General features: G+C 75.2%; 13 protein-coding genes and 2 pseudogenes. 6 read left to right on the top strand and 9 right to left on the bottom strand.

Features of this window, described 5'->3' with window-relative positions; genetic code table 11:
* The 6 genes and pseudogenes from ACFVX9_RS38915 to ACFVX9_RS38890 form a co-directional block, all read right to left on the bottom strand.
* Positions 1-195 (bottom strand): annotated as a pseudogene (locus tag ACFVX9_RS38915) (deferrochelatase/peroxidase EfeB); the annotation flags it as partial.
* Positions 196-200: 5 nt separating this feature from the next.
* Positions 201-2225 carry a FixH family protein gene (locus tag ACFVX9_RS38910; protein ID WP_380380872.1) on the bottom strand — a complete coding sequence of 675 codons (2025 nt, stop codon included), beginning with the start codon at positions 2223-2225 and terminating at the stop codon, positions 201-203.
* A gap of 13 nt (positions 2226-2238) precedes the next feature.
* Positions 2239-2760 carry a copper chaperone PCu(A)C gene (locus tag ACFVX9_RS38905; RefSeq protein ID WP_380380874.1) on the bottom strand — a complete coding sequence of 174 codons (522 nt, stop codon included), beginning with the start codon at positions 2758-2760 and terminating at the stop codon, positions 2239-2241.
* Positions 2757-3425, bottom strand: a complete 669-nt coding sequence (locus ACFVX9_RS38900) for an SCO family protein (protein WP_063348371.1) — start codon at positions 3423-3425, stop codon at positions 2757-2759. The genes ACFVX9_RS38905 and ACFVX9_RS38900 overlap by 4 nt, the downstream gene beginning before the upstream one ends.
* A gap of 79 nt (positions 3426-3504) precedes the next feature.
* Positions 3505-4260 (bottom strand): YcnI family protein, encoded by a 756-nt coding sequence (locus ACFVX9_RS38895; RefSeq protein WP_380380876.1) that lies wholly within the window; start codon positions 4258-4260, stop codon positions 3505-3507.
* Positions 4261-4486: 226 nt separating this feature from the next.
* Entirely contained in the window at positions 4487-5317 is an 831-nt protein-coding gene (locus tag ACFVX9_RS38890) for a hypothetical protein (protein WP_380335370.1), read from the bottom strand.
* Positions 5318-5546: 229 nt separating this feature from the next.
* On the opposite strand from ACFVX9_RS38890, the gene ACFVX9_RS38885 reads away from it, so the two are divergent.
* A complete protein-coding gene (locus ACFVX9_RS38885; protein ID WP_380424688.1) occupies positions 5547-6182 on the top strand; it encodes an ATP-binding protein in 636 nt (211 codons plus the stop codon).
* 103 nt (positions 6183-6285) lie between these two features.
* Here ACFVX9_RS38885 and ACFVX9_RS38880 read toward each other — a convergent pair whose 3' ends face one another.
* Positions 6286-7299: an LAETG motif-containing sortase-dependent surface protein gene (locus ACFVX9_RS38880; RefSeq protein WP_387986937.1), complete on the bottom strand. Its 1014-nt coding sequence runs from the start codon at positions 7297-7299 to the stop codon at positions 6286-6288.
* A 207-nt stretch (positions 7300-7506) separates the two neighbouring features.
* Between ACFVX9_RS38880 and ACFVX9_RS38875 the strand changes: the two genes are divergently transcribed.
* Together ACFVX9_RS38875 and ACFVX9_RS38870 are read left to right on the top strand one after the other, a co-directional pair.
* A complete protein-coding gene (locus ACFVX9_RS38875) occupies positions 7507-7737 on the top strand; it encodes a hypothetical protein (RefSeq protein ID WP_387986934.1) in 231 nt (76 codons plus the stop codon).
* A 30-nt stretch (positions 7738-7767) separates the two neighbouring features.
* The gene (locus ACFVX9_RS38870) at positions 7768-9087 is read left to right on the top strand and encodes an amidase (protein ID WP_387986931.1); all 1320 of its coding nucleotides are present in this window, start codon (positions 7768-7770) and stop codon (positions 9085-9087) included.
* A 7-nt stretch (positions 9088-9094) separates the two neighbouring features.
* Here the strand turns inward: ACFVX9_RS38870 and ACFVX9_RS38865 are convergent, their stop codons facing one another.
* A complete protein-coding gene (locus tag ACFVX9_RS38865) occupies positions 9095-9736 on the bottom strand; it encodes a TetR/AcrR family transcriptional regulator (protein ID WP_387986928.1) in 642 nt (213 codons plus the stop codon).
* A gap of 181 nt (positions 9737-9917) precedes the next feature.
* Here ACFVX9_RS38865 and ACFVX9_RS38860 point away from each other — a divergent pair, with 181 nt between their 5' ends.
* The 3 genes from ACFVX9_RS38860 to ACFVX9_RS38850 all read left to right on the top strand — a co-directional run bounded on the left by ACFVX9_RS38860 (position 9918) and on the right by ACFVX9_RS38850 (position 12564).
* The gene (locus tag ACFVX9_RS38860) at positions 9918-10784 is read left to right on the top strand and encodes an alpha/beta hydrolase (protein ID WP_387986925.1); all 867 of its coding nucleotides are present in this window, start codon (positions 9918-9920) and stop codon (positions 10782-10784) included.
* Positions 10781-11401 (top strand): TIGR03086 family metal-binding protein, encoded by a 621-nt coding sequence (locus ACFVX9_RS38855; protein WP_387986922.1) that lies wholly within the window; start codon positions 10781-10783, stop codon positions 11399-11401. The genes ACFVX9_RS38860 and ACFVX9_RS38855 overlap by 4 nt, the downstream gene beginning before the upstream one ends.
* A 341-nt stretch (positions 11402-11742) precedes the next feature.
* Positions 11743-12564, top strand: coding sequence for a protein phosphatase 2C domain-containing protein (locus tag ACFVX9_RS38850; protein WP_063348362.1), 822 nt, complete (start codon positions 11743-11745; stop codon positions 12562-12564).
* 174 nt (positions 12565-12738) lie between these two features.
* On the opposite strand, the pseudogene ACFVX9_RS38845 reads toward ACFVX9_RS38850, so the two are convergent.
* Positions 12739-12915, bottom strand: a pseudogene (locus tag ACFVX9_RS38845) (IS4 family transposase); the annotation flags it as partial.

Raw genomic sequence — 12915 nt, 5'->3', positions numbered from 1 at the left:
GTCCAGGGCGACCGCCCCGGCGACGCCGGCTCCGGCGCCGGCCAGCAGCCCGGCGCCGGCGGTGCCGAGCAGGGCCCGCCGGGTGAAGCCGGCGCGGCCTGGCGCCTGCGCACCCTGTGCTGCGGGCCTCGGCACCGTGGCCCGGTCCGCCGTGGCCCGGTCCGCCGTGGTGCGGTCCGTCGAGGTGTGCTCCATCGCGGTCAGCCGATCTTGAACTGCTGGGTCGGGGTGGTCTGGTCGATGTCGGAGGAGCGGATCTGCACCGACACCACCCAGGTGCCGGCCAGCGGCAGCTGCGCGGTGCCGCTCCAGCGGCCGGTGCCCTCCGGGGTGAGCGCCACCGGCAGCGGGCCGAGGTCGCGGTCCGGCAGGGTGAAGGCGAGCTGCACCTCGGGGACGTCCACCGGCTGCCCGTCCGCGCCGGTCAGCGCGAGGTGCACCTCGTTCGGGCCGGTCCGGGCCGGGTTGAGGGTGACGGTCGCGGTCCCCTTGGCGTTCGGGGTGCGGCCCTTGGTGTCGTACGGGAGCTTGAGCTCGACGGTGCGGCCCGGCTCGGTCTGCGGGGCGGGCGCGCCCCCGGCGGCCGGCCCGGCGGCGGGTGCGACGGCACCGGCCTTGACCTCGCTCGCCACCCGCCCGGGCGGGGAGTTGGTGAGCATCGTGGTGACCACCAGCACCGCCACCGCGACCAGCGCCTCGACCAGCACCGAGCGGCGCAGCCCGGCCCTGGTCGGGGTCAGCCCGCGCTCGCGCCCGGCGCTCTCCCGGGCCGCCTGCTGGCGGGCCAGCTGGGCCTGCCGGAGCGGGTCCTCGGGGTGCGCGGCGGCGACGCCGACCGGCTCCGGCACCGCGGCCGGCTCGACCTCCGCCGCCTCGGCCGGGGCCGCGCGCAGCCGGGCCAGCCAGGTGCGGGAGAACCAGGCGGCGCCGAGCATCACGGCCACGCAGCCGGTCTTCACCAGCAGCAGCCGCCCGTACTCGGTGCCGGTCAGCGCGCCCCAGCTGCCGAGGCCGCGCCAGGACTGGTAGACGCCGGTGGCGGCCAGCACCGCGACCGAGCCGAAGGCGACCTTCGAGAAGCGGTCGACGACCTGCGCGCCGACACCCTCGCGCAGCGCGACCAGCAGCGCGGCCAGGCCACCCAGCCAGAGCGCCATCGCGATCAGGTGCAGCATGCCGAGCGGCAGCGACAGCCAGACCTGGATGCCGACCGAGGCGTGGTCGGCGCCGACCCAGGTCGCCGCCAGGGCGATCGAGAGCACCAGCCCGGCGACGCCGAGGCCCAGCCGGGCCTCGCGCTGCGGCCGCTCGGCGGCGCGCTGCTCCAGCTCCCGCAGCTCGGCCTCCTCGGCCTCCTCGTCGCCGACGCGTCCGGCGCTTCCGGCGCTCCCCGCGCTCCCGGCGTCGCCGGGCTGCGCCGCCGGCCGGGCCGGCTGCCCCAACTGGCCGACCAGCAGCGACAGGAACACCCCGCTCGCCGCGAGCAGCAGCAGCCGGGCGGCCAGCGCGGTGCCGATCCGCTCGTCCAGGGTGGCGCGCACCAGCGACAGGTCGAGGGCCTTGCCGATCCCCGAACCGCGTTCGTACGGGCCGCGCAGCATCAGCACCGCGACGGTGGAGGCCAGCAGCGCCGCCCAGCCGGTCATCAGCAGCCGCTGCATCCGGCGCCGGGTGGCGCCCTCCGGCCAGCAGATCAGCACGAACGCGGCGACGCCGGCGAGCAGCGCGAACGCCGCGTACGCGACGGTGCGTCCGGTGCCGTAGAGGGCGGAGACCAGGCCGTCGGCCTTGGCGCCCTGGAGTGCGGTGGCGGACACCGAGGTGTCCGAGGGCGCGCCGATGGAGAAGGTGAACGCGCCGCCGATCGGGTGCGAGTCCTCCGAGACGGCCCGCCAGGCGACGGTGTACGTGCCGTTGGCGAGCCCGCTGTTCAGTCCGACCCGGGCGGTGTCCGCCTTGCCGTCGGCGTGCCCCGGGTTGCCGGTGTCCACCGCCTTGCCGGCCGGGTCGAGCACCCGCACCGAGTCGCTGGACAGCGACACGGACTCGCTGAAGGTCAGCGTGACCGCCTGCGGGGCGGTGGCGACCACCGAGTTCTGGTGCGGGTCGGTGGACTCCAGGGTGGCGTGCGCGGCGGCCGGTCCGGCGCCGGCGAGCATCAGCGCGAGCAGCGCGCCGAGCGTCCCGAGCAGTCCGGCGATGCGGCGGTGGGCGGCCTTCTCCATGCTGGCGGTCCCCTTAACTCTGGCCGGGGCGGTAGGTGAGCTCCTTGACCGGCACCTTGACCGACAGGGTGCCGGACTTGGCGAAGGTCAGGTCGAGCTCCAGCTCGTCGCCGAGGGCGGGGGCCTTCTGCCATCCCATGATCATCAGGTGGGTGCCGCCGCGGGCGAACTGCAACGCGCCGTGCGCGGGCACGTCCAGGCTCGGGACCTGCTCCATGCTCGACGGGGTCGAGCGGTGCATGGTGACGGACTCGGCGCCCGGGCTGCTCACCTTGACCAGCTGGTCCTGCCCGCCGTCGTTGCGGACGGTCAGGTAGCCGGCGGCCATCCCGCCGGCCGGGGGCAGCGGGATGTAGGAGTCGGCGACGCTCAGCTTGGCCGCCCCGCCGCCGGCACCGTCCTGACCGCCTGCCCCGCAGGCGACCAGGATGGCGCCGCCGCCCAGGGCCGTCGCCAGTACCGCGCCCGTGAGCGCCGTCCGCCGGAAGCCGAGGGTCGCGCGGCCGGCCGGGGCGTGGCCGGTCGGGGCCTTCATGCCGCGACCCCCTTGGCGAGCAGCGGCAGGTCGTGCTCGTAGGTCTTCTCCTCGGTGCCGCTCAGGTAGAGCACGTGCGCCTTGTCGTCCGAGGGGAGGAAGGCCAGCACCTGCGCGCCGTGGGTCGAGGTGACGGTGCCGTCCGCGTTGACCACCGGGTCCTCGATCATGATGCCGAGCGACCTGGCGGCCGTCTTCACCTTGGCCAGGTCGCCGGTCAGGCCTATGAAGTCGCTGCCCATCGAGTCCAGCCAGGTGCGCAGCACCTTGGGGGTGTCGCGCTGCGGGTCGGTGGAGACGAAGACGACGTTGACCTTCTGCCGCTCCTCGGCCGGGAGCGCCTTCATCGCGACGCCGATGTCGCCCATGGTGGTGGGGCAGACGTCCGGGCAGCTGGTGTAGCCGAAGAACAGCAGCGTGGTCTTGCCGTTGGTCTGCTGCCGCAGGTCGTACGGCTGGCCGGAGGTGTCGGTCAGCTGGAGGTCGGGCTTCTCGAAGTTCTTGGTGAGCACCGTGCCCTGGTACGGCGAGTCGGACTTCTGCTTGGTGACCTTGGCGGGGGTCGAGCCGCCCCCGGAGGAGCCGCAGGCGGTCAGCGTCAGGGCGGCGGCGAGCGCGACGGCGGCCGCGCCGGCCAGGCGGGTGGTGCGGGTGGTGCGGGGCATGGGAGATCCGATCGTGCGGGGCGGGACCGCCGGCGGGACCGTACCCGGGGCGTGGGTACGGCCCCGCCGGCGGGGTGGGTCAGGAGGCGGAGCCGCTGCTCCGGCGGCGCAGGCCGAGCACGCCGACGGCGGTGCCGATCACGCCGACCACGATGCCGACCACGCCGAGCACCCGGGCGGTGGAGTCGCTGGACTTGGCGCCGGCCGGGGCCGCGGCGTGGTCGGAGCTGTCGCCGTGGGCGCCCGCGGAGGGGGAGGCGGTGACGCCGCCGTGGGCGTCCTCACCGGCGGCGGCCTTGGTGAGCTTCAGGACGGGGGCCGGGTGGGCCGGCTCGGGCTGGCCGTCCTTGGACTCGTCGATCCAGCGGACGACGTCGCCGTTGTCGTAGGTCTGCAGGGTCTTGAAGACCATGCTGTCGGCGTCGGACGGCAGCGGGCCGATCGAGACCCGGAACTCCTGGAACTGACCGGGGGCGATCTTGGTGCCGGCGTCGGCGGTCCAGGTGATCTTGGAGACGGCCTCGTTGACGTCGCTGCCGTGCACCTTGATCGGCTTGTCGAGCTTCGCCTTCTCGACGGCCGCGGTCCAGCCCGGCAGCGGCAGGGTGCGGACGGAGGCCAGCGGGTGGTCCAGCGGGAGGTTGACCTCCAGCTTCACCGTGCCGGCGGCGTCGCTCTCGTTCGGCACCCGGAAGTCGACGGCCGTGTAGCCGCCCTGGGCGGCCGCACCCGGGTTCACGGTGACGTGCGCGAACGCGGGGCCGGCCAGCGCCACCACGGAGGCGGCGGCGGTGAGGGCGACGGCGGCGAGACGGCGGGTGGGAAGGGAACGCATGATGCGGTGTCTCCGATCGGAGCTCGGCGGACCGGCCCGCGTCCGGGCGACGGGAAGACCGTGCCTCGGCGGGGCCGCGCGTGGGGACGTGCTGGGGACGTGTGGGGGCGGAAACCGGGGGCCGTCGGCGTGTCGGGGACACATGGGATGTCGGGGACACACGGGACCGGCCCGGGGACGCTGCGCACGACCGGGGCCCGACACGAACGGGGCGCCAGGAGCCGGATCAGTACGCGAAGGCCCCGCGCGGCGGACCGCGCCGCACCACGCTGTGCCGCAGCGCGGCACCCGCCGGAAGCGGACTCTCCCCGCCCCGGACGCCGAACCGACGGGCCGGACCGGCCGCGCCGAACAGGCCGCGCAGCAGCGCCGCCACCAGCACCAGCGCCGACCGCAGCGGCGCCGCCCAGTGCTCCCGGGCCGCCGACGCGGTCACCCGCACCAGCCGCCACAGCGCCGCCTCACCACGCCGCAGCCACCAGCCCGCCACCAGCGCGGCGGCCAGGTGCCCGGCCAGCATCGACGGCGTCATCCCGAATACGCCGCCCTGCCACCACGGGGCGACGGCGTACGCGTTCGGGTCCAGGCCCGCCGAGGAGACCAACTGCTCGGCGGTCGGGCTCCCGGGCAGGCCGGCCAGCGTGCCGGGGCGCGCCTCGTTGCAGATCAGCCGGCCCGCCACGGTCGGCAGGGTCAGCGGACCGGAGCCGCCGTGGTGCATGCCGGCCATGCCGCCGATCGCCGCGTGGCCGTTGAAGCTGTGGAACAGGCAGTGCAGCCCGAGCTGACCCGCGCCCAGCGCACCGGCGATGGCCGTCAGCGAACGCTCCCGCCCGCCGCAGGCCACCGCGAGCACCAGCACCGCGGCGAAGCCCGTCGCCAACGCGGCCGGCGGCACGTTCCCGCCACCCGCCAGGGCGTGCCCGGCGGCCGCTATCAGCGTGCACACCAGGGCGAACGGGACGGCCCGGGCAAGCCGCAGATCCCAGGCGGCGGCCCCCACCGGCGCATCCGGTGCGAGGGCGCCCGGGAGCGGGGCGGCGGGGAGGGCAGTCATGGCCGAGACATCATCTCACCGCCTACCTCGCCCGCGTGGGCAGGGTGGGAAATCCCTACGAATGCCCCGTTCGGCAGCGGCGTGCAGGCCGGAGAGTGCGCCACTCGGCACAATCCACGGCCTCAGTCCATCCGCCGAACGGGCGGCAGCGGGCCCCGGGCACGGTTCACCGCCGAATCGCCCGGAGATACCTAGTTGTATGTGGAGCCGCAGCCAGGAGGGACCTCCCGTGGACATCTGGTGGACTCTGCACCTCAAGCGCGACCCGGCCAGCGTCCCGCTGGCCCGGCGCATCCTGCTCGGTGCCATGGCGACGGCGGGCGTCGACCCGCAGATCGCCCACGACCTCGGCGTCGCCCTCAGCGAGGCCTGCGCCAACGCCGTCGAGCACGGCGCCGGCGGGCGGCCCGACGACGGCTTCCAGGTCACCGCCTCGATCAGCGGCGACCGCCTGCGGATCGAGGTCACCGACTCCGGCCCCGGCCTGCCCGGCCCCGTCGGCACCCCCGCCCCGGCGCTGCGCCGCCGCCCCGTCCCCCCGCCGCCGCCCCGCCCGGCCGCGCACCGCCGCCCCCGCCGCGGCCGCGCCACCGTCCCGGCCCGCGTCCTCACCGCCCACCAGCCCCGGCGCGACGGCCACCCCTACGACACCCACGTCCTCCCCGCCCGCCCCGCGGCGCCCACGCTGCGCCCCGTGGACCTCGACGCCCTCCCGGACCTCACCGCCGAATCCGGCCGCGGCCTCTTCCTCATCCACGCCCTCACCGACCACGTCCAGCTCCGCAACCACCCGCTCCGGGGCGCCATCGTGAGCTTCGACAAGATCCTCAAGTGGCAGGACGGGGCCTTGCTGCGGGCGTCCTGACACGGCGAACTGATGACGACGGGCTGATACGACGAACTGATACGACGAACGCCGGGGGCGCGGACCACGGTCCGCGCCCCCGGCGTTCACCCGGGTGCAGGGGTCAGCTGTGCGCGCCGGCCTTGCGGCGGCGCAGGACGAACACGGTGCCGGCGCCGGCTGCCAGGACGGCGGCGCCGCCGAGGGCGATCGGCAGGGTGTTGGAGTCGGCGCCGGTCTCGGCCAGGTGCGGGCCCGCCGACGGCGAGGCGGAGGCCGAACCGTGGCCGGCGGCCGCAGGGGTGCCGGCAGTCGGCGTGGCGGCCGACGCGTCGGTCACCTTGAACAGGTCGTCGACCCGGTAGCTGCCGTCGTACCGGAGGCAGCTGTCGGTGGCGGGGGCGCCCGGCACGTCCTTGGCCTCGAACTGCTCGGAGTAGCCGCTCAGCTGGGCGAAGTAGCGGGCGGTCACGGCCTTGTCGGTGGCCGCGAGACGCACCTGGAAGGTGATCTTCTGCCCCTTGGCGATCTTGTACTCGCCGAGGTCCACCTGGAGGTAGGACATGTTGTCGCCCTTGATGCTGCTCGCGGCGGGGGTCTTCCAGTCCCCGCCGGGCAGCTTGACCTGGATGGTGAACGACTCCTTGCCCCAGGTGACCGGGTTGATCACCGGCTCCACCTCGCTCACGTCGGTGAAGAAGAAGTCGGCGTCGACCTTCTTGAGGTCGACCGGGCCCGTGTTCTCGAAGGTCACCGTGGCCTCCTGCGCCGCGCCGCCCTTGACCAGGGTGGTCTTCGCGAGGCCGGTGCCGGTGACCTTGAGGTCCTGGTGCAGGCCGCCGCGGCAGGGTCCGCCGCTGGGCGTCGGCATCGGCGGGGTCGGCAGGTTCGTCGGCTTGCCGGTGGGCGCCGGGGTGGTCGGGGCCGGGGTGGTGGGCGCCGAAGTGGTCGGCGCCGGGGCGCTCGGGGTGGTGCTCGGGGCCGGGGTGCTCGGCGCGGGGGCGCTCGGGGTGGCCGTGGTGGAGGTGGGGGGCGGAGAGGAGGGGACTCCGACCGCACTCGCGCTGACGGCGCCGACCGTGGTGCCGAAGGAGAGCGCCATCAGCGCGGAGGCGGCCAGAAGGCGAGAAGAGCGCACGTTGAGAAGCTCCAGATTGGGGTAAATGGGGTCGATTCCGGGCGACTTGAGGCCTCCGGCAGGGCCGTCGGCGCGGGTCGCGCCCGCGAACCCTACCGGTTGCGAGTGGCTTGTTTCGATCAGATTTGGCGCTAAGTGATCGATGCTGCCCAGGTGCCCGTTCGGCCACCGGTTGCCGGGGTGGCCGGGGGGCCTGACGATGGCCGCATGAAGCACCAGATGCGAGCCGAGTACGGGGCCGGGGGTGCGACCGGCGGGGTGCGGTTGTGGCACATGGTCCGGGGGGCGGAGAGCGTGGCGATGTGCGGCCGGGAGCTCGACCCGGACGCGCAGGTGCGGGAGCCGGTGGACTGGGGCAAGACACCGGAGCTGTGCTGCCACACCTGCGGGGCGTACTACCTGCGCGAGACGCCGTACCTGTCGGCCGAACACCAGTAGTGCGCCAACGGGTGGTCTACCGTGATCGGCATGGAGCAACCCCTTGCCAAGCCGCGGTCGTTGACCCGTGAGGCCGCCGGGCTGCGGTCCGGCGAACCGGACCTGTCCGAGCACGTCGACCGGTTCTGCGCGCTGGTCGAGCGGGTGGACCCGCTGATCCACGCGTTCGTCCCGGAGCCGGGGCGGCACGACCGGCTGCGCGCGCAGGAGCGGGCGCTGACCGCACGGCACCCCGAACCGGCCGGGCGGCCGCCGCTGTACGGGGTGGCGGTGGGGGTCAAGGACATCGTGCACGTGGACGGGCTGCCCACGCGCGGCGGTTCGGCGCTGCCGCCTGGAGTCCTGGCGGGGCCGCAGGCCGTGGTGGTGGACCGGCTGCGGGCGGCCGGGGCGCTGGTCGCCGGCAAGACGGTGACCGCCGAGTTCGCGGCGAGCGCGCCAGGACCGACCCGCAACCCGCACCATCCCGGGCACACCCCGGGCGGCTCCAGCAGCGGGTCGGCGGCGGCGGTCGCGGCGGGGCTGGTGCCGCTGGCGGTCGGCACCCAGACGGTCGGGTCGGTGATCCGGCCGGCCGCGTACTGCGGGGTGGTGGGCTTCCGGCCCACGTACGGGCGGATCCCGATGGCCGGGGTGATCCCGAACGCGCCGAGCTTCGACACCCTGGGGGTGTTCACGGCCGACCTGGCCGGGGCGGCCCTGGCGGCCGCACTGCTCTGCGACGACTGGCGGGGCGAGGCGGCAGCCGGGGGCGGGGGCCGGCCGGTGCTCGGGGTCCCGGACGGGGCGTACCTGGAGCGGGCCGAGCCGGCGGCGCTGCGCGACTTCGAGGAGAGCCTGGAGCGCCTGGCGCAGGCCGGCCTGACGGTGCGCCGGGTGCCGCTGTTCCCGGACTTCGCCGGGATCACCCGGCAGTTGCAGACGATCAACCGCTTCGAGCTGGCCCGCGGCCACGCCGACTGGTTCGCCCGGTTCGGCGGCCTGTACCGGCCGGAGACGGCGGCGAGCATCCGGGTCGGCCAGGGCGTCGCGGCCGAGGACCGGGCGGCCGCGCTCCAGGCCCGGGAGCGGTTGCGCGAGCGGGTCGCCCGGGCGACCGCCGAGGCCGGGGTGGACCTGTGGCTGGCGCCGTCGGCGACCGGCGGGGCGCCGGAGGGCCTGCACACCACCGGGGACCCGGTGATGTCGCTGCCGTGGAGCTACCTGGGCCTGCCCGCGCTGAGCCTGCCGACCGGGCGGACGGCGGAGGGGCTGCCGCTGGGCCTCCAGGTGGTCGGCACGGCGGGCGGCGACGAGCGGCTGCTGGCCCAGGCGGCTTTCCTGGAAGGGGCGCTGGGCCGAGAAGCCTAGAAGCGACCTAGGCGAGCGCCGGGTCGGCCGGGTCGGTGGCCTCGGCGCGCAGCAGGCGCAGCAGGAGGCGGGCGGCCCGCTGGTAGGGGATGTCCTCGTCGTGCAGCACGGCCTGGGAGTTGGCCGTCTCCAGGAGGGCGATCAGGGCGAAGGCGAGGTCGTCGAGGTCGGTGTCGGGCCGCAGGCCGCCGGTGGCGCGGGCCTCGGCGAGGGCGTCGGCGATCACCTGGCGCCACTCGCGGGCGCAGTCGGCGAGGGCGTCCCGGACGGCGCCGGGGCGGGCGTCGAACTCGGCGGTGACCTCGTAGAAGAAGCAGCCGCCGGGGAAGACCCGGGCCCGGGAGTAGGCGAGCCAGCTCTCGCAGAGGGCGCGGGCCCGGGCGAGGCCGGGCGGGGTGTCGGCGACCGGGGCGACGACGGCGTCGGCGAAGATGCGGCGGGCGGCGCGGACGGTGGCGAGTTGGAGCTCCTCCTTGGATCCGAAGCCGGCGAACACGCCGCTCTTGCTGAGCCCGAGGTCGGTGGCGAGGCGACCGATGGAGAGCGCGCCGAGGCCTTCGACGGAGGCGATCGTGACGGCGCGGTGCAGCACCGCCCGGCGGGTCTCCTCGCCGCGCAGGACCCGTCCGTCCGTGGTCGATCCGGCCATCGGCCACCTCAGTTCTCGTCGTCGCCGTCGCCGTCGCCGTCGCGGTGCGTGCCGCCAGGGTAGCCCGGGGGTGGGCGGCGGACTTCCCGTCCATAAAACTGTACGAACGGTCGTGCTAATATCCGGACCGAGCACGGCCCCCGTACCCCGGCACGCCCGTCCGCACCGACAGGGAGACCGCATGGACCCGGCCCTCGCACTGGTTCGCACCGCCCTCAACACCACCTCGCACCTGGCGCCCCGGCTGGCCGGCCGCGCCGCGTACGAGCTGTTCCAGCGTCCGCTGCGGCGCAGCGCCGTCCGCCCCGCCGAGCGGGAGACCCACCGGCAGGCCGCCGTCGAGCGGATCACCGTGAACGGCAAGGAGGTCGTCGTCTACCGCTGGGGCGACGGCGCCCGGCCGGTGCTGCTGATGCACGGCTGGCGCTCCCGCGCCTCGCGCTTCGCCCCCTACGTGCCCCGGCTGCGCGCGCTCGGGCTGAGCCCGGTCGCCTTCGACGCGCCGGGCCACGGCGACTCCGGCGGCCGGGCCACCACGGTGCTGGAGTACCGCGCCATCGCCGGGCAACTCCAGGACGGCTACGGCGGGTTCGAGGCGATCGTGGCGCACTCGCTGGGCGTGGCCGGGGCGTTCCTGGCGCTGCGCGAGGGGGTCCGGGCCGGGCGGCTGGTCGCCCTCGCAGGCGTCAGCGAATTCGCCTACCTGCCGGGCGCGTTCTGCGCCGGGCTCGGCCTCGGCCCGGTGATCGAGCGGGACCTGCGGCACCGGATCGAGCACGAGCTGTTCGCCGGCACCGAGGACCCGTGGCGGCGCTTCGACGCCGCGCACCGGCCCGAGGAGGTGTCGCCGCCGATCCTGGTGGTGCACGACGAGGGCGACGACGTGGTCGGAATATCGCACGCGCGGCGCCTGAAAGCCGCGTACGGTGACCGGCTGGAACTACTGGTCACCCGAGGGCTCGGCCACCGCCGGATCGTCGCCGAGCCCACCGTCATCGACAACGCGATCGGCTTCCTGTCGGCCGGTCAGGAGGTCAGCGCCGCATGAGCCGTGCCGGAGAACTCGTCGAACTGCACGCCCGATCCCTGGAGTTGGCCGCCGAAGTGGTGGACGGCCTGCGGCCCGACCAGCTGGAGCTGCCGAGCCCGTGCGCGGGCTGGACGCTGCGCCGACTGATGGAGCACATCGTCGGCCAGCACCAGGGCTTCGCCGCGGCCGCCCGCGGCGCCGGGCCCGACCTCGCGCTCTGGGCCGACGCCCCGGTCGGCGACGACCCGGCGGGCGCCTTCCGCCGCACGGGCGCCGAGCTCACCGCGGCGTTCCGCGAGGCCGCAGCGGCCGGGCGCGACGTCTGGCTGCCGGAGATCCAGCACGGCGGCCCCTTCCCGCTGGCGCACGCGGTCGGCTTCCACCTGCTCGACACCCTGGTGCACGGCTGGGACGTCGCGGCCGCGCTCGGCGTCCAGGCCCCGTTCACCGCCGTCGTGGACGGCGACGAGGAGCTGGCGGCGACCCTGCTGGCGGTCGCCGAGGCCGTCCCGGCCGCACCGGAGAACCGGGTGCCGGGCAAGGCGTTCGCGCCGTGCCTCGAAGCGGGTACGGAGGGCGGCCGGTTCGACCGCGCGCTGGCCCTGCTCGGGCGGGACCCGGTCTGGAAGGCCTAGGAACGCCGGTCCGGAGAGCTAGGCGTGCCGGCCGCCGCGCTGTTCGTCGGGGAAGCGCGGCCCGCCGATCAGGAAGAGCAGCGCGGCGGTCGGAAAGCCGGTCGAGGCGGCCACTAGCACGATGAACTCCCAGAACATCTCCTGCTCCTCGTCAGTCCCGGGCCGCCCGGACACCCGAAGGTGATCCCAAACCTGACAGGCCCTGATTGGCCGAATTGTCCGGTCGTTATTCGACGGTATGACCGGATTGCCTCGGCTGCCACCGGGCGGCGGCGACCGGCCCGCGCCACACCGGCGCAGGGGTCTGGGCGCGGGCCGGGGGCGGCGGCCACACTGTCGGGATGCAGCTACAGCTCGCAGGGGAAGCACGGCGGCCGGACCGCGAGAGCGAGGACTTCGCGGCGGCCTCGCCGGAGGCGCTGGTACTGCTGGACGGCGCGAGTTCGCCGACCGGCCTGGAGTCCGGGTGCCGGCACGGAACCGCCTGGTACGTCCGCCGGTTGGGCGTGCACCTGCTCGCCCGGCTCACCGACCGGGTGGACCGCTCGATCGCCGAGTGCCTGGCCGACGCCATCGTGGAGACGGCCGCGCTGCACGGCGGCCGCTGCGACCTGGGCCACCCCAACACCCCCGCGGCGATGGTGGTGGCGGCCCGCCGACACGGCGAGTCGCTGGAGTACCTGGTGCTCGGCGACTCGCTGCTGGTGCTGGAGTACAAGGACGGCCCGCCGAAGGTGATCGGGGACAACCAGCGCTTCCCCGGCGGGGAGGAACTGCGCCGGCAGGTCTGGGCGACCGTCCCCGGCTCGGCCGAGCGGGCCGCGCTGCACCTGGAGTACGCGCTGGCCGTCAGGTCCGCCCGCAACCGGGGCAACGGTCCGTGGATCGCCGCGGCCAGCCCGAAGGCGGCCGGGCACGCCGAGACCGGCTTCGTCCGGCTGGAGCGGCTGCACGCGCTGGCCGCGCTCACCGACGGCGCCTCGCGCTTCACCGAACGCTTCGGGCTGGGGAGTTGGGCGGACGCGCTGCGGCTGCTCGCCGAGTCCGGTCCGGGTGAACTGATCGCGCAGGTCCGCGAGGTCGAGCGGGCGGACGCCGCCTGCGAGCGCTGGCCGCGCGGCAAGGCGCACGACGACGCCTCGGCCGTCTACGCGCTGCTCTAGGTCCAATGCCAGTGACTTTAGGTTGTGTCGTGCTGGGTGACGGTGACTGTTGCCGGTTGTGGTGGTGGCCAGTTGTGGTGTTGGGCGCGTTTGAGGGGCCAGTTGGACATCTTGCGTTTGATGACGCGGGGGCAGGTCCGCTGACGTCGTGGGGGTAGCAGGCGTTCGGCGATCTCAGTCAGGGTGCGGGTCAGTGCGCGGGCGAGTCTGCCGGGGGGAAAACGCCGCCTGGGCGGGGACCTGGCGGCGTACGACGCGCAGGCTGCGGGTGAACGAGAGCCGGTCGACGTCCAGGCCGTCGTTGAGGGCGGCCTGGTGCATCAGCTGCCGGATGGCGTGGTGGACGAGCAG

The organism is Kitasatospora sp. NPDC058243, assembly GCF_042882025.1.
In the GTDB taxonomy this organism is placed as follows: domain Bacteria; phylum Actinomycetota; class Actinomycetes; order Streptomycetales; family Streptomycetaceae; genus Kitasatospora.
This window is presented reverse-complemented; position numbering and strand designations above follow the sequence as displayed.